The sequence below is a fragment of the Nonomuraea sp. N2-4H genome, assembly GCF_045291505.1.
In the GTDB taxonomy this organism is placed as follows: Bacteria; Actinomycetota; Actinomycetes; order Streptosporangiales; family Streptosporangiaceae; genus Nonomuraea; species Nonomuraea fastidiosa.
The window spans coordinates 6,855,327-6,877,178 of record NZ_CP147987.1; the positions used below are offsets into that span (position 1 = coordinate 6,855,327).

The 21,852-nt window shown below is 72.8% G+C and carries 18 protein-coding genes; 13 read left to right on the top strand and 5 right to left on the bottom strand.

The genetic code is table 11. The features are described 5' to 3' along the window. Nucleotides 1–124: 124 nt before the first annotated feature. The 10 genes from WBK31_RS31255 to WBK31_RS31300 all read left to right on the top strand — a co-directional run bounded on the left by WBK31_RS31255 (nucleotide 125) and on the right by WBK31_RS31300 (nucleotide 12,885). Nucleotides 125–373: an acyl carrier protein gene (locus WBK31_RS31255; RefSeq protein WP_364068490.1), complete on the top strand. Its 249-nt coding sequence runs from the start codon at nucleotides 125–127 to the stop codon at nucleotides 371–373. Between the two features lie 673 nt (nucleotides 374–1,046). Then, the gene (locus WBK31_RS31260) at nucleotides 1,047–1,913 is read left to right on the top strand and encodes an SDR family NAD(P)-dependent oxidoreductase (protein ID WP_406673579.1); all 867 of its coding nucleotides are present in this window, start codon (nucleotides 1,047–1,049) and stop codon (nucleotides 1,911–1,913) included. Then, on the top strand, nucleotides 1,910–3,724 hold the full coding sequence (locus WBK31_RS31265) for an AMP-binding protein (RefSeq protein WP_364068494.1): 1,815 nt from the start codon (nucleotides 1,910–1,912) through the stop codon (nucleotides 3,722–3,724). The genes WBK31_RS31260 and WBK31_RS31265 overlap by 4 nt, the downstream gene beginning before the upstream one ends. Continuing rightward, nucleotides 3,721–4,788, top strand: coding sequence for an acyl-protein synthetase (locus tag WBK31_RS31270; RefSeq protein ID WP_364068496.1), 1,068 nt, complete (start codon nucleotides 3,721–3,723; stop codon nucleotides 4,786–4,788). The genes WBK31_RS31265 and WBK31_RS31270 overlap by 4 nt, the downstream gene beginning before the upstream one ends. A 64-nt stretch (nucleotides 4,789–4,852) precedes the next feature. Further along, nucleotides 4,853–6,052 carry an acyl-CoA reductase gene (locus WBK31_RS31275; protein ID WP_406673580.1) on the top strand — a complete coding sequence of 400 codons (1,200 nt, stop codon included), beginning with the start codon at nucleotides 4,853–4,855 and terminating at the stop codon, nucleotides 6,050–6,052. Continuing rightward, nucleotides 6,049–8,166: a hypothetical protein gene (locus WBK31_RS31280; protein WP_364068500.1), complete on the top strand. Its 2,118-nt coding sequence runs from the start codon at nucleotides 6,049–6,051 to the stop codon at nucleotides 8,164–8,166. Before WBK31_RS31275 ends, WBK31_RS31280 begins: the two co-directional genes overlap by 4 nt. 188 nt (nucleotides 8,167–8,354) lie before the next feature. Then, the gene (locus tag WBK31_RS31285) at nucleotides 8,355–9,611 is read left to right on the top strand and encodes a glycosyltransferase (RefSeq protein WP_364068502.1); all 1,257 of its coding nucleotides are present in this window, start codon (nucleotides 8,355–8,357) and stop codon (nucleotides 9,609–9,611) included. Nucleotides 9,612–9,628: 17 nt separating this feature from the next. Continuing rightward, entirely contained in the window at nucleotides 9,629–10,327 is a 699-nt protein-coding gene (locus WBK31_RS31290; RefSeq protein ID WP_364068504.1) for a class I SAM-dependent methyltransferase, read from the top strand. Between the two features lie 266 nt (nucleotides 10,328–10,593). Then, on the top strand, nucleotides 10,594–11,271 hold the full coding sequence (locus WBK31_RS31295; protein WP_406673581.1) for a polysaccharide deacetylase family protein: 678 nt from the start codon (nucleotides 10,594–10,596) through the stop codon (nucleotides 11,269–11,271). A gap of 27 nt (nucleotides 11,272–11,298) precedes the next feature. Continuing rightward, nucleotides 11,299–12,885: a hypothetical protein gene (locus WBK31_RS31300; protein ID WP_406673582.1), complete on the top strand. Its 1,587-nt coding sequence runs from the start codon at nucleotides 11,299–11,301 to the stop codon at nucleotides 12,883–12,885. On the opposite strand, the gene WBK31_RS31305 is transcribed toward WBK31_RS31300, so the two are convergent. Next, complete coding sequence (locus WBK31_RS31305; RefSeq protein WP_364068510.1) at nucleotides 12,846–13,280, bottom strand: helix-turn-helix domain-containing protein; 435 nt, start codon at nucleotides 13,278–13,280, stop codon at nucleotides 12,846–12,848. The genes WBK31_RS31300 and WBK31_RS31305 overlap by 40 nt on opposite strands. 80 nt (nucleotides 13,281–13,360) lie before the next feature. Here WBK31_RS31305 and WBK31_RS31310 point away from each other — a divergent pair, with 80 nt between their 5' ends. After that, nucleotides 13,361–14,797, top strand: coding sequence for an MFS transporter (locus WBK31_RS31310; protein ID WP_364068512.1), 1,437 nt, complete (start codon nucleotides 13,361–13,363; stop codon nucleotides 14,795–14,797). Between the two features lie 125 nt (nucleotides 14,798–14,922). Here the strand turns inward: WBK31_RS31310 and guaA are convergent, their stop codons facing one another. Further along, complete coding sequence (gene guaA, locus WBK31_RS31315) at nucleotides 14,923–16,470, bottom strand: glutamine-hydrolyzing GMP synthase (RefSeq protein ID WP_364068514.1); 1,548 nt, start codon at nucleotides 16,468–16,470, stop codon at nucleotides 14,923–14,925. A 99-nt stretch (nucleotides 16,471–16,569) separates the two neighbouring features. On the opposite strand from guaA, the gene WBK31_RS31320 reads away from it, so the two are divergent. After that, nucleotides 16,570–17,511, top strand: coding sequence for a hypothetical protein (locus WBK31_RS31320; protein ID WP_364068516.1), 942 nt, complete (start codon nucleotides 16,570–16,572; stop codon nucleotides 17,509–17,511). Here the strand turns inward: WBK31_RS31320 and WBK31_RS31325 are convergent. Both WBK31_RS31325 and WBK31_RS31330 read right to left on the bottom strand, forming a co-directional pair. Beyond that, nucleotides 17,502–18,323: an SDR family NAD(P)-dependent oxidoreductase gene (locus WBK31_RS31325; protein WP_364068518.1), complete on the bottom strand. Its 822-nt coding sequence runs from the start codon at nucleotides 18,321–18,323 to the stop codon at nucleotides 17,502–17,504. The two genes, WBK31_RS31320 and WBK31_RS31325, sit on opposite strands and share 10 nt — an antisense overlap. Nucleotides 18,324–18,379: 56 nt before the next feature. Continuing rightward, on the bottom strand, nucleotides 18,380–19,873 hold the full coding sequence (locus WBK31_RS31330) for a DUF885 family protein (RefSeq protein WP_364068520.1): 1,494 nt from the start codon (nucleotides 19,871–19,873) through the stop codon (nucleotides 18,380–18,382). An 89-nt stretch (nucleotides 19,874–19,962) separates the two neighbouring features. Between WBK31_RS31330 and WBK31_RS31335 the strand changes: the two genes are divergently transcribed. Beyond that, nucleotides 19,963–20,706 (top strand): N-acetyltransferase, encoded by a 744-nt coding sequence (locus WBK31_RS31335; protein ID WP_364068522.1) that lies wholly within the window; start codon nucleotides 19,963–19,965, stop codon nucleotides 20,704–20,706. Nucleotides 20,707–20,843: 137 nt separating this feature from the next. Here the strand turns inward: WBK31_RS31335 and WBK31_RS31340 are convergent, their stop codons facing one another. Next, a complete protein-coding gene (locus tag WBK31_RS31340) occupies nucleotides 20,844–21,824 on the bottom strand; it encodes a PLP-dependent cysteine synthase family protein (protein WP_406673583.1) in 981 nt (326 codons plus the stop codon). Nucleotides 21,825–21,852: the final 28 nt, after the last annotated feature.

Below are 21,852 nucleotides of genomic sequence, written 5' to 3' on the forward strand. Positions count from 1 at the left end.
CAGCACCCATCACGGGTCACGCATCGTTATACGCTTCCATTACTCAGGTCGGGGGCTTGGTTTTTCAAGGCGTTCCCGATACGGCTACACTTCGTCATGGCTCGAAGACAGAGAGTGAGTGATCATGAGTCATCTCGACCGCCTGCGGGCCGTGTTCCGCATGGCGCTCAATCTTCCGCCCGACGCCGGCGTCGACGACCTCGAATACCGCGCCATCCCGGAGTGGGACTCCCTCGCGCACATGGCGCTCATCGCGGCGATGGAGGACGAGTTCTCCATCATGATCGACACCGATGAGATGATCGACATGAGCTCGTTCGCCAAGGCGGCCGAGCTGCTGGAGAAGCATGGCATCGGCGCCGCCGCCGTCTGAGCGCGAGGTCGCTCCAGCCGCCCTCCTCACCCCCGGTGCCGTCCGGGGCCCCGACCCGCGCACGCTCCTCCACCCACGCCCTCCGCACGGGGAGCCCGCCCAGCAGTCCCTCCGCGGAGGGAGAAGGCCACGCGCCGAGCCGAAGGCGGTCCGCAAGCCCGCGACACGCCGAACGTGCGCGCCAAGCGAAATCTCGCTGACTCACCGAGAGCCGCCGCCGACCGGCCAAGAGCCCGCGGCAGTCCAAGAGCCCACAGCACCGCAGCCACCCGAAGCAAGCGAGGAGCCCACGACGCGCCGCACGACGGCGGTGGGCCGACCACCCACAGCGCGCCAAGAGCAGGCAGCGCACCGACAGCCCGCAGCGCACCGCGCGTCGGCAGACGGGCGAAGAGCCGCCGCACAGCGGGATCCGGCCGTGAGCCGCGACACGGCGGTGAGCCGAGAAGCCGCCGCACCTCAGCCACCTTCGGCGAGCCGGGAGCCTGCCGTGCACCTGGAATCCGCACCGAATCGAGCGTCCGACGCGTGCCGGGAGCCGGGGGTGAGTCGAGAGCCCGCCGAGCGCCGGGTGCCCTCCGCGAACCGCGAGTCCGCGACGAGCCGGTGTTCCACGGGGAGCCGGGAGGCTGCGGCGAGGCGGGAGGTCACGGCGCGCGAGGGATCCACGGCGGTGCGGCGTTTTGCGGAAGGCCGGGAGGCCGCGCAGCGCCGTGTGCCCCACCCGTCCGGCGGGCGGATCGCGGCGGAGGCCGGGCCTGCGCGGGAGCCGGAAGCCGAGCTGGAGGGGGAGGCGGTGGCGGTGGAGCCGCGGGTGGCGTTGGTCACCGGGTCGACGATGGGGATCGGGCGGGCGGTGGCGGTGCGGCTGGCGGCGTCCGGATACGTGGTCGTGGTGCACGGCCGGGACGAGGAGCGGGCCGCGAAGGCGGCGGCCGAGGTGGCCGCGCAGAGCGGCGGCGTCACCGACTCCGTGCACGGCGACGTCGCCGACCCCGCGCAGATCAACACGATGATGCGGCGCATCTATCAGCGGCACGGCCGCCTGGACGCGCTCGTCGTGAACGCGGGTGTGCACGCGGCGGGTCTGCTCGGGCTGACGAGCCGCGAGACGATCGGCCGCCTCTTCGACGTCAACGCCGTCGGTGCCGCCCACACCCTGCAGGCCGCGCTCAGGCTGCTGCGCAGGGGCGGCGATCCGGCCGTGGTGCTGGTGTCGTCGATCATGGGCAGGGCGGGCGGCGCCGGGCAGACCGTCTACTCCGCCACGAAGGCGGCGGTGCTCGGCCTCACCATGGCGGCGGCCAAAGAGCTGGGCCCGCACGGCATCAGGGTCAACGCCGTCGCGCCCGGCTACATCCGTACCGACATGCTCGCCACGCTCGGCGACGACGAGCGCGCCGCCACGATCGCGGCGACCCCGCTCGGCCGGCTCGGCGAGCCCGACGACGTCGCGCACGCGGTGGCGTTCCTGCTGTCGCCCGAGGCCGGGTTCATCACCGGCCAGGTGCTCGGCGTGGACGGCGGGCTGGTCCCATGACGACCCCGCGTTCCCATGACACCGGCGACCAGGACACGCCACCCGTGCCCGCCGCCGTCCCGCAGCCGCACGCGCAGGCGGCCGGCGCACTCGGCGAACCGACGGCGCGACCCGCCGGCGCACCTCCCTCCGATGTCTCGCATCCGCAGCAAACCGCCGGCGACCCCGACGGGACGAAGGCACGGCACGACGCCGTTCCGCATCCGCAGGTCGCCAACGAGCCTGGGAGGTCACCGGTGCAGCCCGAAGCCGATCCCGCGCCCACCACGCCTCTACAAGCCGCCACCGGATCCGGCAAGTCCGAAGCCGATCCCGCGCCCGCCGCGCCTCTGCAGGCCGCCCACGAGTCCAGCGGGCCCGGCGCCGGTCCCGCCGGCTTCTCGCGTCCGCAGGACGCCGGCGAACCCGATGGTGTCTCGGTGCGGGCCAAGGCCGGTCCCACCGCAGTCTGGCGTTCTCAGCGTTCCGGAAAATCCGACGGGTCCGTTGCGGCGCCCGAAAGCGTGGTGTTCCCGCATCCGGAAGCCCGGCTGGTCGCCGCAGGTGACCGGGACGGCGTGTCCGGGGAGGATCTGGCGCGGTCGATCAGGCGGGCGGCGGCGCACCTCGACAAGCTGCCGCCGGGGCCGGTGTTCTGCGGCATGCGCAACACGCTGGCGTCCGTCTTCTGCTACCTCGGAGCGTGGCACGCCGGGCGGCCGATCGCGCTGCTCGACCCCGACCTGCCCGCCGCAACGCTGGCGGAGCTGGCGGAGCGGTTCGAGCCGTGCGCGCTGATCGGGTTCACGCAGGCGGGGGCCGAGCCGCCGCGCCGCCGCACCGCGCCGGACCCGCATCCCGACCTGGGCCTGCTGCTGGCCACCTCGGGTTCGACGGGCAACCCGAAACTGGTGCGCATCTCGCGTCACGCGGTGCTCGCCAACGCCCGCGCGATCGCCACAGCCCTGTCGCTCGGCCCTGGCGAGGTCGCGCCCACCAGCCTGCCGCTGCACTACAGCTACGGCCTGTCGGTGCTCAACAGCCACCTGGTGGCCGGCGGCACGGTGGTGCTGACCGAGGCGGGCCTGCTGGAGCGCTCGTTCTGGAACGATCTGCGCACCCACGCCTGCACCTCGCTGGCCGCGGTGCCCTACCAGTACACGATGCTGCGCCGGATGCGCTTCGACCACACCGACTACCCCGCGCTCACCACGCTCACCCAGGCGGGCGGGCGGCTGGCGCCGGAGCTGGTGAAGGAGTTCGCCGCGCAGGCGGAGCGCTTCTACGTGATGTACGGCCAGACCGAGGCCACCGCCCGCATCGCGGTGCTGCCGCCCGACCGGCTGGACGACAAGCCGGGCTCGGTGGGCGTGGCGGTGCCCGGCGGGCGGCTGGAGATCGACGACGGCGAGGTCGTCTACCTCGGGCCCAACGTGATGATGGGCTACGCCGAGACGGCCGCCGACCTGGCGAGGGGCGACGACATGGGCGGCGTGCTGCGCACGGGCGACCTCGGCAGGCTCGACGACGAGGGCTTCCTGTACGTCACGGGCCGGATCAAGCGCATCGCCAAGGTCTTCGGCACCCGCGTCAACCTCGACGACGTCGAACGCCTGCTGCGCGGCTCCGGCCCGGTGGCCGCCACCAGCGGCGACGACCGGGTGACGATCTGGACGGAGAGCCTCGACAAGCCCGCGCGGGCGCTGCTGGCCAGGCGGCTGGCGGCGCAGCTGAGGCTGCACTGGAGCGGCTTCGACGTCCGCCACATCGACCGCCTGCCGCTGCTCGCGACGGGCAAGGTCGACTATCGAGCGCTGGAGTCGATGACATGACACACCCGCAGCCGGGCACGGTCCTGGCGCCGCCGGAGCGGTCGGTGTTCACGCTGGGAGCGGCTCAGCGGGAGGCCGTGCTGCTGCCGGAGCTGGCCGCGCTGACCGAGCGGCACCGCCGCGCGTGCCCGCCGTACCGCCGGATCCTCGACGCGATCGGCGCGCACCCGCCGTACGAGCGGCTCGCCGATCTGCCGTGGCTGCCGGTACGCCTGTTCAAGACGCATGAGCTGCGCAGCGTGCCCGCCCACGAGGTGTTCAGGGTGCTGACGTCGAGCGGCACGACCGGGCAGACGCCGAGCCGCGTCTTCCTCGACCGGGCGGCCGCGGCGGCGCAGACCCGCATGCTGGCCGCCACGATGCGGCAGGTGCTGGGCGAACGGCGGCTGCCGATGCTGGTGGTGGACCAGCGCTCGGTGGTGCGCGACCCGATGCTGAGCGCCAGGGGCGCGGGCGTGCTCGGGATGATGAACTTCGGCCGCGACCACACCTTCGTGCTCGACGAGCGGGGCGAGGTGGACGCGCGGGCGGTCAAGGATTTCCTCGCCCGGCATGGCGGCGAGCCGTTCCTGATCTTCGGGTTCACGTTCATGGTCTGGCTGCATCTGCTGGGCCTGGGCGAGGACCTGTCGCAGGGGGTGCTCGTCCACTCGGGCGGCTGGAAGCGGCTGGCCGAGCAGTCGGTCGGCAACGCCGAGTTCCGGCGGCGGCTGGCGGCCGAGTGCGGGCTGCGCAGGGTGCACAACTTCTACGGCATGGTCGAGCAGATCGGGACGGTGTTCTTGGAAGGACCCGAGGGTGACGGGCTCTACTGCCCTGACTTCGCCGACGTCGTGATCCGCGACCCCGAGACCTGGCAAGAGGCGCCCACCGGCGTCCCCGGGCTGGTCGAGGTGGTCAGCACGTTGCCCACGTCGTATCCGGGGCATGTGCTGCTGACCGAGGATCTCGGCGTGGTACGCGGCGTCGATGACGGACCCTGGCCGGGCAAGCGCTTCGAGGTGCTGGGCCGGCTGCCGCGGGCCGAGGCGCGCGGCTGTAGCGACACCATGGGGCGGGGCTGATGTCCGACGACCTCTCCCCCGCGACGCCCGCCCCGGGCGCGACCAAAGCCCCCAGACCGTTGACGTGCTGTTCCCCAAGGGGGCGGCCGTGCCGGTCGAGGAGTTGCTGAAGCAGCTCGCCGACGACTCGCTCCAAATGGGCGACGAGCGGATCAGGGACTTCCTGGCGGCGTTCGGCAGGCGGCTGCTGCGGCCGGCGCTCGCCCGCCGCCACCCCGAGCTGGGCTCGCTGGGCTTCTTCCTGCGTCCGAGCGAGCTGGCCCGTACGGTGGCGGAGCTGGGCGGCGAGCACGTACGCGTCCCGCGCGGCCTGATCTTCCACCTGCCGCCCGCGAACGTCGACACGGTCTTCGTCTACTCGTGGGCGCTGTCGGCGCTGATGGGCAACCGCAACGTCGTGCGCCTGTCGCCCCGCTCGGGCACGGTGGCGCAGGCCATCCTGGAGACGCTGCACGAGACGCTGGCCGCCGCCGACCCGGTGGTGGCGGCGACCCAGCGCATCATCTCCTACCACCGCTCCGACGAGGTCACGGCCGCGCTGTCGGCGGCCTGCGACCTGCGGGTGGTGTGGGGCGGCGACGAAGCCGTACGCGAGATCCGCCGCCACCCCCTGGCCCCGCACGCCCGCGACCTGACCTTCCCCGACCGCTCGTCGTTCGCGGTGATGCGGGCGGCGGCCTGGCTGTGCGCGCCGAGGGCGGCGCGGGTGTCGATCGCGGAGGGGTTCGTCAACGACACCTACTGGTTCGACCAGGCGGCCTGCTCGTCGCCGCGCACGGTGTTCTGGGTCGGGGACGAGGACGACTGCGAGGCGGCGCGGGCCGATTTCACCGGGCACGTGTCGCGGGTGGTGACCGTACGCGGGTGGGGTGTCGATGCGGCGATGGCGGTGGAGAAGCGGGTGTCCACGTACGGGCTGGCGGCCGACGGGCTGGCGGAGAGCGTGGAGTTCCACGGCAACGCGCTGGCCTGCGTGCGCCTGTCGGCCGCGGCGGCGGCGCCCCGGCGCTGGCTGGGCGCGGGCACGTTCGCGCACGCCAGGCTGGAGTCGCTGGCGGAGCTGGTGGCGCTGGTCGAGCGGCGGGACCAGACGATGACCCACTTCGGGTTCGGCAGGGGCGAGCTGGAGGAGCTGGCGCGCGACCTGGCCGGGCGGGGCGTCGATCGCATGGTGCCGGTGGGCAGCGCGCTGAGCTTCCACCGGGTGTGGGACGGCGTCGATCTGCCGGCCGAGTTCACGCGTCTGGTGACCGTCATCGGATGACGCTGGCCCCGCCCGCGAGCGCGCTGGTCCGCCTGTCGATGTCCAGGGGGCGCGGGCTCGGCTCCGGGTGGGCTCCGGCGGCGCTGGTGTGCGCGCTCGCCGCAGCGGCGTTCCTGTGGTGTGGGGTGTCCTGGCGCGACCTGGCGATCTTCGCCGCGTACGCCGGACTCGGTCTGGTGCTGCCGGGCACGCTGCTGTGGCGGGCGCTGGCGGGCGGCGGCCGGTCGATGGCCGAGGACCTCGCGGCGGGCCTGGCCATGGGCTACGCGGTCGAGGTGCTCGCCTACATCCCCGCCCGCGCCGCAGGACGGCCGCTGCTGGTGCTGGTCGCGCCGGTCGCCGTGGTGGCGGCGTTTTCGTGCGTGCCCCGGCTGCGGCGGCACTGGCGCGGGCCCGCGCTGAGCGAGCGGGTGCCGCCGTGGTGCGCGTGGCTGCTTGCCGGGATCGTGGCGTTCCTCATCGTGTGGAGCGCGGTGCACCTGTACGGGGTGCCGGTGCGGGCCGCGTACGTGGACATGCCCTACCACCTGGCGCTGGTCGGCGAGCTGCGGCATCACATGCCGCCCGCGCTGCCGGTGGTGCTGGGCGAGCCACTGCCCTACCACTGGTTCGTCTACGCCGAGCTGGCGGCCACGAGCTGGGTCACCGGCATCGAGCCGCTGACGCTGGTCTACGGGCTGGGCACGCTGCCCATGGCGGCGGCGACCGTCGTGCTGGTGGCGGTGCTGGGGCGCAGGGCAGGCGGGAGCTGGGGCGCGGGGGCGGCGGCGGCCGGGGTGACGTACTTCCTGTTCAGCCCGGAGCTGGTGCTTGGGGTGGTGTTCAGCTCGCGGTCGATGTTCACGGTCTGGGCGAGCCCGACGCAGACGTTCGGCGCGCTGCTGTTCGCGGCCGTGATGACGGTGCTCCTCGCGCCTCGGGTGCGGTGGGCGGCGCTGGTGGTGCTGCTCGCGGTGCTGGGCGGGGCGAAGGCCACGTACCTGCCGCTGCTGCTGGCCGGGCTGGCGCTGGTCGTGGCCGTACGGTGGGCGGTGCAGCGGCGGGTGCCGTGGCGATGGCTGAGCGCGGCGGGACTGGCTCTGGGTTTCCTGGTGTTCGCACATGTCGTCCTGTACGGCGGCGCCGCCCAGGGCACGGCGCTCGACCCGTTCGCCACCATGCGCGCGCTCTGGGGACCGCGGGCGCCGATCGCGGTCCTGGCGGTGCTGACCGTGGTGCACCTGTTCTGCCTGGTCTGCGTGTGGGGCGGGGCCGCCGGGCTGGGGCGGCGGGCGCTGGAGCCGCCGCTGCTGCTCATGCTGGGGGTCGGGGCGGCCGGGATCGGCGCGGTGGTGCTGCTCGGGCATCCGGCGCAGTCGCAGCTCTACTTCCTGGAGGGCGCGCGGCCGTACCTGTCGATCGCGGCGGTGTGCGGGATGCTCGCCGCACGGCCGGTGCCATGGGCGCGGGCTGCCTGCCTGGCCGGTCTGGGGGCGGCGGGCGCGCTGCTGGTCTCGGCCGCGGGGTTCGGCGGCGGGCGGCTTGCGCGGGTGGTGCTGCCGTACGCGGTGCTCGTGGTGGCGGCGGTCGTCGCCTGGTGGCTGCTGCGGCGGCGCGGGCCCCTGCTCGCGGTGGTGGCGCTGCTCATCGGGTACGCGCTGCCCACCTCCGTACGCGTGATGGCCGCGCACGTCACCCCGGAGGAGCGGCGGCCCCGGCTGATCCCCAAGGGCGCGCTGGAGGCCGGGCGCTGGCTGCGCGGCCACTCATCGCCCGGCGACGTCGTGGCCACCGACCTGCACTGCCTCCACCCCCGCTGGCGGGTGTGCGACAGCAGGCATTTCCACGTCTCGGCGTTCAGCGAGCGGCGGGTGCTGGTCGAAGGCTGGGCGTACGCGGAGAGCACGCTGTCCAGGGCGGCCGGCCACCGGTCCTACCTCGCGGTGCCGTACGCCGACCGGCAGCGGCTGGCCGCCAACGACGCCGCGTTCCTGACCCCCACGGCGGAGAACGTGCGGCGGCTGGCCGAGACCTACGGCGTGCGCTGGCTGTTCACCGGGATCAGACCCGAGCTGGACGGGCACGCCAGGCTGCGCTTCCGCAACGCGACCACCTCGATCTACCAGCTCCGCTAGCGCCGGCTCAGGCGGACGGCCCAGGTAGACGGCTCAAGCAGGCGGCTCAGGTAGACGGCTCAGGCGAGCGGCGAAGGTAAAGGCTTGCACCGCGCCGCGGAATGCCGCGGAGAAACGCGTCCGGCGCGCCTGACTTCGCCAGCACCATCGTCGTGGATTCACGGCAACGAGCAACATCAGGGGGATCTATGGAGACCCGTGCCGCCCTGGAGCCGAGCCCCCGCCTCCACGCCCCGGTGCCCCGCAAGGCGGTCCGCCCCGTGCGCCGCCCGGCGTACCAGCAGGCCGGCCGCCCGGCGAGCGTGGACATCGTCATCCCCGTGCTCAACGAGGAGCGCGCCCTGCCCGGCTGCGTGCGCACACTGATCAACTACCTCGACGGCTTCCCGCTGCCGTGGCGCATCACGATCGTGGACAATGGCAGCACCGACGGCACGTGGCGGATCGCGGCGGCGCTGGCCGGCGAGTTCGCGGAGGTGCACGCCAGGCGGCTGGAGGTCAGGGGGCGGGGCGCGGCGCTGCGGGCGGCCTGGCGGTCCAGCCCCGCCGACATCGTCGCGTACATGGACGTGGATCTGTCCACCGACCTCGACGCGCTGTTTCCGCTGCTCGCCGCGGTGGCGAGCGGGCACTCCGACATCGCGATCGGCACCCGGCTCGCACACGGCGCGCGGACCCGGCGCTCGCTGCGCAGGGAGATCGTCTCGCGCGGCTACAACGCCCTGCTCAGATACGGCTTCGGCGCCCGCTTCAGCGACGCCCAGTGCGGGTTCAAGGCGGTCAGGGCCGACGTGGTCAGGCCGCTGCTCAGCCGGGTCAAGGACGACTCCTGGTTCTTCGACACCGAGCTGCTGCTGCTCGCCGAGCACAACGGGCTGCGGGTGCACGAGGTGCCGGTGGACTGGATCGAGGACGCCGACTCCCGCGTCCAGGTGTTCAGGACGGCGCTCGACGACCTCAAGGGGCTGGCCAGGCTCGCCTGGTCGATGGCGCGCGGCCGCGCGGACGTCGAGGTGCGCAGGCCCGACCCGGCGCCCGTGCACCCGAGCCCGGCCCCGGTCGCCCCGCGCGTGGTGACCAGCGCCGCCATCACCTCCTTCGCCGCCATCGGCACCGTCTCCGCCGTCCTGTACGCGCTGCTCTACCTGCCGCTGCGCGGCCTCTGGCCGCCGGTGCCCGCCAACCTGGGCGCGCTCGTGCTCACCGGGCTGTGCACGCTGGCGGTCAACCGGCGCTGGACCTGCGGGCTGCGGGCCGCGATGCGGCTGCGCGGCCCCGTGCTCGTCGCCGCCACGTACGTGCTGACCACGCTCGCGCTGCTGAGCGTGCCGCCGTGGGCCGGGCTCGCGGCCGAGGTGAGCGCGATCGTCACCACGTACTGCCTGCTCACCCTGCTCCGCTTCGCCGCACTCGACCGCTGCGTCCTGTCACGCACGAGGAATTGACACGAGGAACTGACCCGATGGAACGCTCAGAGATCCGCCGGCTGGTCGCGGTGGAGGACACGCACTGGTGGTACCGCGAACGGCGGGCCATCCTGCGCGCCCAGCTCCGCCGGCTGGGCCGGCCGGGCCGGGCGCTCGACATCGGCGCGGCGGGCGGCGGCAACACGCGGGTGCTGGCCGAGGCGGGCTGGGCCGCGACGGCGGCCGACACCTCCCCCGAAGCGGTGGAGTCGGCCAGAGAGCGCGGGCTCGACGCGGTATGCGCCGACGCGCGGGCGCTGCCGTTCCTGGCGGGCAGCATGGACCTGGTGACCGCGTTCGACGTGCTCGAGCATATCCGCGAGGACGACCTGGTCGCCGCCGAGATCGCGCGGGTGCTCGCGCCCGGCGGGCACGCGCTGATCGCGGTGCCGTGCGACATGGCGCTGTGGTCGGCGCATGACGAGGCCGTCGGCCACGTACGCCGCTACGACCGCGACACGCTCACCGTCGTCGTCGAGAAGGCCGGGCTGACCGTCGAGCGGGTGTGGAGCTGGAACGTGCTGCTGCGGCCCCTCGTCGCCATGCACCGGCGCCGCTCGGAGGGCAGCGACCTGCGCAGGCTGCCGTTCCCCGTCAACGCCGGGCTGTCGGCGGTCGTCAAGGCCGAGCGGTGGCTGCCGGTGCGGTCGCTGAAGGGCGTCACGCTGTTCCTGCGCGCCCGCCTCCGCCGCTGACGGACCTCACCGCCGCCCCGGCAGCGGCACGTCACCGCGCCGAAGAGTCCCCGCCCCGCGCCCCCACGCCTCGCGCCGACCAACCCCCACACCCCAGCGCCTCGCACGGACGAACTCCGCCGCCCCGCGCCTCGCGCCGACGAACCCGCACGCCCCAGCGCCTCGCGCCGGAAGCCACGCGCGCCGCCTCAGCGCTCATCGGTGTTCAGAACGAGACATTGCCGCCACATGAGGGGCCCTTGGTTGGCTCTAGGCTTGCGCATGTGGTGATTCATGCCCTTATCGCGGCCTCTCTGGCCTTGACCTCCGTGCCCGCGCAGGCGCCTGCCGCCACCGACTGCTCCCGGGTCAAGTGTCTGGCCCTGACGTTCGATGACGGGCCCGGCACCTACACCCCCGCCCTGCTCAAGACGCTGCAGAAGGCAGGCGCGAAGGCCACGTTCTTCCTCGTGGGCAGGCGGGCCGAGAAACACCCCAAGATCGCCAGGCAGATCCTCGCCAAGGGACACGCGATCGGCAACCACTCCTACTCGCACGCCGCGCTGCCCCACCGCTCCGACGACGAGATCAACGAGGAGCTGAAGCTCGCCCAGCAGGCCATCCAGAAGGTCACCGGTCAGCGGCCCACGATGTTCCGCCCGCCGTACGGCCAGACCGACGACCGGGTGCTGAACTTCGCGTACCAGAACGATCTCTCGCAGATCCTCTGGACGGGCAGCACGCTCGACTGGAGCCTGCGCGACAAGAAGAAGATCAAGGCTGCCGTGCTGAAGCTGGCCAAGCGCGACGGCGTGATCCTCATGCACGACGTGGTGCCGCAGACCGTGCAGGTGATGCCGGAGATCCTCAAGGAGCTCAAGAAGCGCGGCTACCACCTCGTCACCGTGCCGACGCTGCTGCGCGGTAAGGGTCCGGTGGCCGGAGAGAGCTACTTCAGGAAGTAGGCGCTCCCGCAGCACGAGACGGGAACCATGGGGAGTGACACCCGGCCCGGCCGGCCCTGGGTCGCGCTCGCGACCTTCCTGATCGTCCAGGCGGTGCTCGGCTGCTGGTGGGCGGCGTTCTATCCCGGCCTGTTCAGCCGCGACTCGGTGCTCTATCTCAGCCACACGGTGGCCGGGCCCTGGGTGGCCGACCACTCGGTGCTCTACGACGCGCTGCTGTGGCTGAGCTTCACCGGGACCGGCGACCTCGGGGCCGTGACGTTCGCCCAGACGACGGCCATGGCCGGGGCACTGACGTACCTGGCGCAGTCGGTGAAACGGCTGGGCGCGCCGCGCCTGCTCACGACCGCGGTGGCGATGCTGATGCCGCTCGCGCCGCCGGTGGGCGCGTTCACGGTGACGTTGTGGAAGGACGTGCCGTTCACGATCTGCGCGGTGGCGATCGCCGCCACGTGCGCGCGGATCGCGGCCAGGCGCGCCGTCACCCTGCCCGCGCTGGCCGGGCTCGGCGCGCTGTTCGCGCTGCTCGGGCTCTTTCGCGCGAACGGCTTCCTCATCGCGGGCGTCACCGTGCTGGCGCTGGTGGTGATCGTCACGACCAGGCGCGTGCTCCTGCTGCTGACCGGGCTGCTCGCCGCCTCGCTCCCCCTGGTGCTCACCGGTTACGTCTACCCGCGGGCCGGAATCGTGGCCCCGTCGCCGACGTACGTCTACCACACCGCCTTCGGCGACATCGCGGTCGCCTACCGGGAGCGCCCCGAGTTGTTCACGCCGGGGGACATCGGCCTGATGAGCTCGGTCGCTCCGCTGCGCCGCTGGTGGGAGGGCGGCACCTGCTACACGATCAACCCGCTGATCTGGCGGCGCGACTTCGACTGGCGGCAGGCCGACATGCGCGCGGGCGAGCTGCTCGACCTGTGGCGGCGGCTGCTGGTCACCGACCCCGAGCTGGTGGTGCGGGCCAGGCTGTGCCGGGGCGCGATCGCCTGGCGGCCGGTGGCCGACGCGGCGGCGACCGGCGGCGCCACCTACCGGCTGTCGCTGCGGCCGAACGCCGACACCTACGTCGGCCCCGGCAAGGTCACCGACTTCCCCGGGCGCGGGGTGTTCTCGCTGCGCCCGCTGTCCATGGAGCTGTACCAGGTGGCGTCGCCGTGGCTGGCCGGCGCGCTCACCCCGCAGTGGGACTGGGTGCTGTGGCGCGGGGCGTCGTGGGCGTACCTGTCGTACGCGGCGGCGGCGCTGGCCGCGCTGACGCGGCGCAACCGCTACGCGCTCGGCGTCGCCGCCGTGGTCGCCGGCCAGCAGCTCGCGGTCCTCGCCAACATTTCGGCGCAGGACTTCCGCTACATGGCCGCGCCCATTCTCACCGGGGCGCTGCTGGTGCCGCTGCTGCTGGGCGGCCTGGTGCCGCGCCGCCGGGCGCGGCGGCGCGGCACCGGGCGGCAGGTCTCCGCCGAGGAGCCGCCGCCCCTGCTTCAGGCGGGGGTCTCCGCCGAGGAGCCGCCGTCCCCGTTTCAGGCGGCAGGTCTCCGCCGAGGAGCCGCCGCGCCTGCTTCAGGCGCGCGCGGAGGTCAGAGCCGGTCGCATTCGGCGGCCTGGCGCTCGTCGTAGCGCCGCCTGGCCTCCGCCACGGCGGAGCTGTACTTGCGCGACCAGTTGGTCAGCGTGAGCATCGCCTCGTACAGCTCCAGCGCCATGTCGGTGGCGCGGTACTCCACCTTGGGCGGCACCGTCGGATAGACCGTGCGTTCGAGCAGGCCGTCGCGCTCCAGGTTGCGCAGGGTCAGGGTGAGCATGCGGCGGCTGATGCCCTCGATGAGCCGCTCCAGCTCGGTGAAGCGCCGGGGCGCGCGGGCGGTCGCCACGATGATGAAGATCGCCCACTTGCCCGCGATCCTGTCGAGGATCTCGCGGGGCGGGACGGGACACTCTCCGCTCTCGATGAGGAATTCGGCGTCCTCGATCGTCCTGAGCTGCTCTGGTACAGCGATGTTCCCCTGATACATGAAAGTGCCTTCTTCCGGGTGACCTCGATGGTCACACATCATGGCCACCGTTACAAATCGTTCCCTTAGGGAGTTCGGCCATGAAGAACAAGTGGGCGGCGTTCTCGTTGCTCGCCGCCACCCAGTTCGTGCTCATCCTCGACACCACGATCGTGGGCATCGCGCTGCCGCCGATGGGCCGCGAGCTCGGGATGACGGCGCAGGACCTGTCGTGGACGACGACGGCGTACTCGCTGGTGTTCGGCGGGCTGCTGCTGCTCGGCGGGCGGCTCGCCGACTACTTGGGGCGGCGGCGGATGTTCGTCGCCGGGATGCTCACGTTCGGGCTGGTGTCGCTGATCGGCGGCGTGGCGTCGTCGGGCGGGGTGCTGGTCGCCGTACGCGCGGTGCAGGGTCTCACGGGCGCGATCGTGGCGCCGGCGGGCATGTCGCTGGTGATGGGGATCTTCCGGGGTGACCCGGCGCTGAACAAGGCCATGGGGCTGTGGGGAGCGGTCGGCGGCATGGGCGCGTCCGCGGGCGTGGTGCTCGGCGGGCTGCTCACCGACTGGTTCGGCTGGCGTGCGGTGTTCCTGGTCAACACGCCGATCGGGCTCGCCGTCGGCGGGCTCGCGCTGGTGATGCTGCCGGCCGTGCGCGGAGCGGGCGCCGGGCGCGGCTTCGACGTGGCCGGGGCGCTCACCTCGACCGCCGGGCTCGGCCTGCTCATCTACACGCTGACGGACGCCACGGAGGCCGGCTGGGCGTCGGCCAGGACTCTCGGGCTCGGTGCGCTTTCGCTCGTGCTCATCGCCGCGTTCCTGCTCGTCGAGCGGCGTTCGGCCAACCCGCTGGTGCCCCTGGACGTCTTCCGCCGCCGTACGCTGGCGGCCGGCAACGTGATCATTATGCTGGTAGCCGCCTCCATGCAGCCGATCTTCTTCCTGCTCACCCTCTACACGCAGGACGTGCTCGGCTACAGCGCCACCCGGTCGGCCATGTCGGTGGTCGCCATCTCGGTGACGATCGCGCTGACCTCGTCGTTCCTCGGCGGCCGCGTGCTCACCCGGTACGGCGTGCGCGCCACGACCGTCGCCGGCCTCGTCTCCATCACCGCGGGCGGCCTGCTCTACCAGCGCATCGACGTACGTGGCGACTTCCTGACCACGCTGCTCGCGCCCGAGCTGCTCGGCGGCTTCGGCTTCGGCCTGCTCATCGGCGCGGTCACCGTGGCCGCCACATCGCAGGCGGCGCCCGACGAGGCGGGCATGGCCTCCGGGCTGTTCAACACGACCACGCAGGTGGGCATCTCGGTCGGCATCGCCGCTCTGGCCACGGTCGCCGCGGCCGTCTCGGGCGACGAGCCCACGCCGCAGGCGCTGGTGTCGGGCTATCACGCGGCGTTCGCCGGATCGGCGGGCCTCGCCCTGCTCGCCCTGGTGGCGGCACTGACCCTGCTGCCCAAGCACATCAAGCCCGCCGCCGCCCAGCCGGCACCGGCCCCCGAGCCGGGCGCGGGCAAGGCCCCCGTCGCCTGACCCCGCGAGGGCAGGGCCACGTGAACCAGGCGAACCAGACGGACCGCGCCAGGCACCGGGCATGAGGTCACAGGAACGGAGCCGGGCGCCGGACGCGAGGTCGCGGGGCCCGGCTCAGCGCCGGGTCACTCCCACTCGATGGTGCCCGGCGGCTTGCTCGTCACGTCGAGCACCACGCGGTTGACCTCGCGTACCTCGTTGGTGATGCGGGTGGAGATGCGCGACAGCACGTCGTAGGGCACCCGCGCCCAGTCGGCGGTCATCGCGTCCTCGGAGGTGACGGGGCGCAGCACGATCGGGTGGCCGTACGTACGTCCGTCGCCCTGCACGCCCACCGACCGCACGTCGGCCAGCAGCACGACGGGGCACTGCCAGATCTGCCGGTCGAGACCCGCCCGCGACAGCTCCTCGCGGGCGATGGCGTCGGCCTCGCGCAGGATGGCCAGCCGCTCGCCGGTGACCTCGCCGACGATGCGGATCGCGAGCCCAGGCCCGGGGAACGGCTGCCGCCACACCATCGCGGCCGGCAGGCCCAGCTCTTCGCCGGCCCTGCGGACTTCGTCCTTGAACAGCGAGCGCAGCGGCTCGACCAGCGTGAACCGCAGGTCTTCCGGCAGGCCGCCGACATTGTGGTGTGACTTGATGTTGGCGGTGCCGGTGCCGCCGCCGGACTCGACGACGTCGGGGTAGAGCGTGCCCTGGACGAGGAAGTCGACGGGACCGTCGGCCATGATGGCGCGCTGCTCGTCCTCAAAGACGCGGATGAACTCACGCCCGATGATCTTCCGCTTCTCCTCCGGGTCGGTGACCCCTTCGAGCGCCTTGAGGAACCGGTCGGAGGCGTCGACCACCCGCAGCTTGACGCCGGTGGCGGCCACGAAGTCGCGCTCGACCTGCTCGGCCTCGCCCTTGCGCAGCAGGCCGTGGTCGACGAAGACGCAGGTCAGCCGGTCACCGATGGCGCGCTGGACGATCGCGGCGGCCACCGCGGAGTCGACGCCGCCGGACAGCGCGCAGATGGCGCGGCCGTCGCCGACCTGGCGGCGCACGGCCTCGATGGAGTCTTCGACGATGTTGAGCATCGTCCACGTGGGACGGCAGCCCGCGGCCTCCAGGAAGTGCTTGAGCACCGTCTGGCCGTGCTCGGAGTGGAGCACCTCGGGGTGGAACTGCACGCCGTAGAGCCCGCGCTCGGCGCTCTCGAACGCGGCCACCGGAGTCTGCTCGGTGGACGCGGTCACCTTGAAGCCCTCGGGGGCCTTGACCACGCTGTCGCCGTGGGACATCCACACGGTCTGCGAAGACGGCAGCCCGGCGAAGATGGCGCCCTCGTCGAGCACCGTGAGCGGGGTGCCGCCGTATTCGGCGGCGCCGGTGCGCTTGACCTCACCGCCCAGCGCCTGCGCCATGGCCTGGAAGCCGTAGCAGATGCCGAACGTGGGCACGCCGGTGTCGAACAGCCCGTGGGGCACCGGCGGCGCGCCCTCGGCGTAGACCGACGAAGGACCGCCCGACAGGATGATCGCCTTGGGGTTCTTCGCCATCATCTCCTCGACCGGCATGGTCGAGGGAACGATCTCGGAGTAGACGTGGCACTCACGCACCCGCCTGGCGATCAGCTGCGCGTATTGAGCGCCGAAGTCGACCACCAAGACCGTGTCGAATTCAGACACCGTGAGAACCCCCTGACAAGGCGAAGAGCGGTGACCCCAGTCTATCGGCCCCGGCTCGAGCACCTGGCCTGGCCGGGTCCGGCGTGCTAACACAGAACGATGGATCTTGTCTGGCCGGCCATCGCGTGGGCCCTGTGGGTCATCGCGACGGTCACCGCCTTCAAGGTGTCGGGCCGTGACAGGGGCGAGGAGGCGCCCCCGTACCCGGTGCCCGCGGCGGTGGCCGAGCTCTTACGTGGCATGCGTCCCCAGGACGTGTTCTACACCGTGCTCTTCGAGCTGGCAGGACGCGGCTGGGTGACGATCGACGGCGACCGCCTGTCGCTGAACCCGATTCGTCCGCCGGAGCCGTTGCGCCCGTACGAGGTCTGGGTGCTCGAACGGGTGCGCGTCCGCATGGCGGGAGCGCCGAGGGCGCCCGTGATCGCCCTCGTGCCCGAGTCCGAGGACCTGGAGCGGGGTTTCGTCCCGCTCGTCCGGGAGCACGCCATCGAGATCGGCCTGGCCCGCCACCGCTGGGGCAGCATGGGCGTCCCCGTGCTGCTGACCATGGCCCTGTTCATCCCCTGGTTCATGACCGTGGTGGTGGCGCTCTTCTCCTGGCCCGCGGGGATCGCGACGGTGGGGGCGATGGTCGCGGGCGTCTCGCTGCTGTCGGACGGCAAGGGCTTCCTGCTGACCCGGCGCGGGCGGGAGGTGGCCGGATCCGGATCGCCGCCGGCGAACCGCAACCAGGAGTGGATCTTCACCGGCAGCGGCTGGAAGGGCGTCGAGATCGAGCCGGCCAACCTGCCGCTCCGCTCGGGCCGCCAGGAGATCGCCGGGCACGTCGTCAAGCGCTGGGTCCATGAGACCACCGACGACCAGGGCCGGTCGGTGGAGTACTACATCGCGCTGCACGACGGCCACTCGGAGAAGGCGATCAGCTTCCGGGTCGGCGAGAGCCTCTACCGCGACGTGCTGCCCGGCGACTCCGTACGCCTGCTGGTCAAGCCGCGCCGCTGGGTGGTGCGCGTGCTGGCGCACGACCGTCACTGGTAGCCGGGCACCTCACCGGTCAGCAGCGACTCGACGTACAGGCGCAGGCTCGCCGCGTACGAGGAGTCGGTCAGCAGCAGGAACCGCTCCTCGCGGATGCCCTGGATCACCAGGTCGGCCACCTCGGACGGCTCCATGCCGCGCTCGGCCGCCTTGCCGATCCGCTCCTTGACGGCCACCTCGTCCGCGGCGGGCGTGGTGGCCAGAGTGGGCGGGCGCGACCGGTCGGAGTCGGCGATGCGAGTCCTGACCGCGCCGGGGCACAGCGCGCTGACGCGCAGCTTCGACCCCGTCGCGGCCAGGTCCTGGGCGAGCGCCAGGGACGCGGCGAGCGCGGCGTGCTTGGCCATCGCGTACCCGCCGGTCCCCGGCGACACCAGCAGTCCCGCCACGGAGACGGTGTTGACGACGTGTCCCTCGGTGTCCTGCTCGATCATGCGCGGCACGAACCAGTGGATGCCGTGCAGCACGCCCCACAGGTTCACGCCGAGCAGCCAGGAGAAGTCCTCCTCGTCCCGCGTCCACATGTGGCCGCCCTGGAAGACGCCCGCGTTGTTGCAGAGCACGTGCACGGCGCGCAGCTCACCGAAGCAGCGGTCGGCGAGGTGACGTACGGACGAGGCATCGGACACGTCGGTGATCTGTGTCAGCACCTTCGTGCCGCCGCACATGGCCGCCGTCTCCGCCAGCCCGCCGTGGTCCACGTCGGCGAGCATCAACGTCATTCCCTCTGCCGCGAACCGGAGGGCGAGCGCCCTCCCGATGCCACTGGCCGCACCCGTCACCACCGCGACCTTGCCGGAGAGCTCGCGCACGTACAGACCTCCCTAGGGACACGCCATAGGTCGTTCCCCGATCAGTCCGAGCGACGCTACAGCACCGCGTCCATCAGGCCCAGAGGCGGCGAGCCGAGATCGAACAGGGCCTTGTGGAAGCGCTGGAGGGTGAAGCCCGCTCCCCACTCCTTGCGCGCCCGCTCGCGCAGGTCGAGGATGAGCAGCTTGCCCCAGGTGTAGCGGCCGTAGGTCGGGTCGAACGTGGCCCGGCGCGCCTCCGACAGCGCGGCGGGACCGGCCAGGTGGGTGTCCGACTCGAAGCGGCGCGCGCCCTCCTCGACCGTCATCTGGCCGGTGTGCACGCCGATCGCGCAGGCCAGCCGGGTGACGCGGATGAGCGCCTCCACCCAGACGCCGATCTCGAAGCGCGGGTCGCCGTCGCCGAAGCCCTCCTCGACGCACAGCTCCTCGGCGTAGTGCGCCCAGCCCTCGACGAACGCCATCGACTGCAGCAGCCTGCGCACCTCCGACGGGGCCCGGCGCAGCGCCCTGGCGTGCGAGAAGTGCCCGGGCGCCACCTCGTGGACGTTGATGGCGGGCAGCGTGGTGCGGCTGAAGACCTGCAGCCACTCCTCCTGCTCCTGCTCGGGCCAGTCGGGCTCGGGCGGCGTGATGTAGTACCAGGACGGCCCCTCGGGCTCGCCGGGCGAGTTCCACGCCATCATGGCCATCGCCCAGCGGCGCGACTCGGGCGCCAGGCCGACCAGGCACTCGCCGTCGTGGTAGGGCACGAGGTCCTTCTCGCGGGTGAACGCGATGGCCTTCTCCGTGCCGATCCGCGCGGCCTCGATGACGCCGTCGGCGTCGGGGTGGTCCTTGACCAGCTCGCGTACGACGTCGAGCGGGGGCCTGCCGGTCTCCCCGAGCTTCGCGCACGACTCGGCGAGCAGGCCGAGCAGCCGGTCGCGTTCGGCGTCGGCCCGCTCGGCCAGCCTGCCCAGGTCCACCGGCAGGCCCTCGGCGGTGCCCATGAGCCGGGCGAGCGCGTCGCCGCCGAGCGCCGCGTCGGGGTCGCCCTCCTGCGCGGCCCGCTCGACGTGCGCGACGAGCCTGGCGTGCGCGGCCAGCGCGGCCTCGTCGGTGATGCCGGCGGCGAGGCCCTTGACCGCGCCGATCAGTGACTTCGCGACCGGGGCCGGCACCTGGTCGAGCGAGGCGAGCGCCTGGTCCACGGCCTCGGGCCAGAGCGCGAGGTGGGCCGCCTTGGCCGCCGCGCGCTCCTCCTCCGGCGCGTAGTCGCGGTCGTAGCACGCGAGGTCGAGGTTGGACAGGTGGATCAGGGGGTTCTTGCGGTGCAGCTCCAGCTCGCCGAACTGGGTGCGCAGACTCTCCTCGAACACCTGTAGGTGCCTGGCGTCGTGCGCGTCAGCGGGCGCGGGTCCCTCGCCGAGCCGCGCCAGCCCGGCCCGTACGCCCTCGGGCGACAGGTCCTGGATCCGGCCGTCGTACTCGTGCCTGCCGCCGCCCTCGCGCGCCTCGGCCACGATCAGGTCGGTGATGGCTCGTAGCCTGGCGTCAAGTTCTGTCATGCCGCCGACGCTAGCGCACCCCTGGTATGGGGTCTTTAGTGCTGAAATTTCGGGCACTTTCGGCTGCTGCGCGGTGCAAGATGATCAGCATGGCTCTCCGCATCACCACGCTCGCTGAGCGTCCCGAGTTCGCCGCGACCCTGTGGGACATGGAGCACACCTGGGCGCAGTTCGTCCTGAACGACCCCATCGCGGATCTCTACTACCCCTTCGTCACCACCCGCCACCAGCACCACGTGCTCGTGGCCGACGACGACGCGGAACCCGGGCGGCCGGTGGCGCGGGCGTGCCTGATCCCGTACGTGTCCGGCGGCGACGGCCTGCCCGACGACGGCTGGGACGGCGTGATCCGGGCGGGCTGGCTGGCCCGCGAGCGCGGCCAGGAGCCCGACGCCGTCTCCGCGCTGGAGATCACCGTCCGCCGCGACCTGCAGGGCAGGGGCCTGTCGGCGCTGATGGTGGCCGCCCTGCGCGAGCATGCCGCCAGGCTCGGCTTCCGCACGCTCGTCGCCCCCGTACGTCCCAACCACAAGCACCTCGAACCGCACACCCCCATGAGCGAGTACGCCTTCAGGACCCGCCCCGACGGCCTGCCCCAGGACCCGTGGCTGCGGGTGCACGTACGGGCGGGCGCCGAGATCGTCAAGGTGGCGCCCCGGTCGATGGTGGTGCCGGGCACGCTGGCGGAGTGGCGGGCCTGGACCGGCCTGCCGTTCGACCGGTCGGGGCCGGTGGAGGTGCCGGGGGCGCTGACGCCGGTGCACTGCGATGTGGAGCACGACCACGCCGTCTACGTGGAGCCGAACGTCTGGGTGGCCCACTCCCTGACCTGAGCGGGCCTTGCGAGCGCCCGGCCGCGCCGGACCGACCGGGCGCGGGCCTTTGAGGCGCCCGGCCCTCCAGGCCGATCAGGAGCGGGCCTTCGAGGCGCCCGGCCCGCCGCACCGGCCAGGAGCGAGCCCAAGGACGCTCAGCCTGCCGGGCTGACCAGACGGAGGCGGTCGGCGTGGCGGGCGACGTCGAGGCCGCGCTCGGCGGCCCAGGCGTCGTCGTGGCAGGTGGTGAGGTGGCGCTCGGAGGCGTCGCCGATCAGCGAGACGATCGTGCCGCTCTCGCCTCGCATGACCATGCGCTCGATCAGCTCGAGCGCCGCCCAGAGCACGGTGCCGGACGACGGGCCCACGGGCAGCCCGGTGACCCCCCTGATGTGCCGCGCCGCAGCCACCGTGGCCGCGTCGGGCACCGGGATCACCAGGTCGATCAGGTCGGGACGGAAGCCCGGCTCCATGCGCGGGCGGCCGATGCCCTCGATGCGCGAGGGCATGCCGGTGGCGTAGTCGCGCACGTCGAGCGTCCAGCCAGGAAAGTACGCGGAGTTCTCCGGGTCGGCCACCGCGACCCGGCAGTCGAGGTCATGCTTCTTGATCCAGTTGCCGAGCGTCGCCGAGGTCGCGCCGGTGCTCGCGCCCGTCACCACCCAGTCGGGGCTCACCTGGGCGAACAGCTCCTCGGCGAGGTCGTGCTCGGCCGCCCTGCCGAACTGGTCGAGGAAGTGCCCTTCGATCCGCCGCGCCGCGTCGTAGATGGCCAGCGGCGGCGAGACGAACCTGCACTCGCCGCCCAGCTCCTCCACCGGCCGCGCCCGCTCGGGCCCCGCCTTGCCCGGCATCACCACGATGTACCGCAGGCCGAGCCGCCGGGCGAACCACGCCTGGGCCACCGCCGCGTTGCCGCCCGTGGCCTCGACCACGGTCGCGCCCTCGGTGACCAGGCCGTCGAGCACGGCCTGGCGGAATAACGCGCGCGCGTGGCGGTGCCTGAGGCTGCCTGTGGGATGCCGGGACTCGTCCTTCAGCAACAACGTGATCCCGGGGACCCGAACCGGGAATTCGATCAGCGGGGTCGGCTCCCCCGCGGCCAGCACGTCGAGGGCTCGTGCGTTCCAGCTCACGTCTCCACTTTTTCAGTCATGCCCCCGC

What these genes read in the sequence shown, in the direction of transcription:
- WBK31_RS31255 (WP_364068490.1), top strand. Translation starts at nt 125, where the DNA reads ATGAGTCATCTCGACCGCCTGCGGGCCGTGTTCCGCATGGCGCTCAAT.
- WBK31_RS31265 (WP_364068494.1), top strand. Translation starts at nt 1,910, where the DNA reads ATGACGACCCCGCGTTCCCATGACACCGGCGACCAGGACACGCCACCC.
- WBK31_RS31270 (WP_364068496.1), top strand. Translation starts at nt 3,721, where the DNA reads ATGACACACCCGCAGCCGGGCACGGTCCTGGCGCCGCCGGAGCGGTCG.
- WBK31_RS31280 (WP_364068500.1), top strand. Translation starts at nt 6,049, where the DNA reads ATGACGCTGGCCCCGCCCGCGAGCGCGCTGGTCCGCCTGTCGATGTCC.
- WBK31_RS31285 (WP_364068502.1), top strand. Translation starts at nt 8,355, where the DNA reads ATGGAGACCCGTGCCGCCCTGGAGCCGAGCCCCCGCCTCCACGCCCCG.
- WBK31_RS31290 (WP_364068504.1), top strand. Translation starts at nt 9,629, where the DNA reads ATGGAACGCTCAGAGATCCGCCGGCTGGTCGCGGTGGAGGACACGCAC.
- WBK31_RS31300 (WP_406673582.1), top strand. Translation starts at nt 11,299, where the DNA reads ATGGGGAGTGACACCCGGCCCGGCCGGCCCTGGGTCGCGCTCGCGACC.
- WBK31_RS31305 (WP_364068510.1), bottom strand. Translation starts at nt 13,280, where the DNA reads ATGTATCAGGGGAACATCGCTGTACCAGAGCAGCTCAGGACGATCGAG.
- WBK31_RS31310 (WP_364068512.1), top strand. Translation starts at nt 13,361, where the DNA reads ATGAAGAACAAGTGGGCGGCGTTCTCGTTGCTCGCCGCCACCCAGTTC.
- WBK31_RS31320 (WP_364068516.1), top strand. Translation starts at nt 16,570, where the DNA reads ATGGATCTTGTCTGGCCGGCCATCGCGTGGGCCCTGTGGGTCATCGCG.
- WBK31_RS31330 (WP_364068520.1), bottom strand. Translation starts at nt 19,873, where the DNA reads ATGACAGAACTTGACGCCAGGCTACGAGCCATCACCGACCTGATCGTG.
- WBK31_RS31335 (WP_364068522.1), top strand. Translation starts at nt 19,963, where the DNA reads ATGGCTCTCCGCATCACCACGCTCGCTGAGCGTCCCGAGTTCGCCGCG.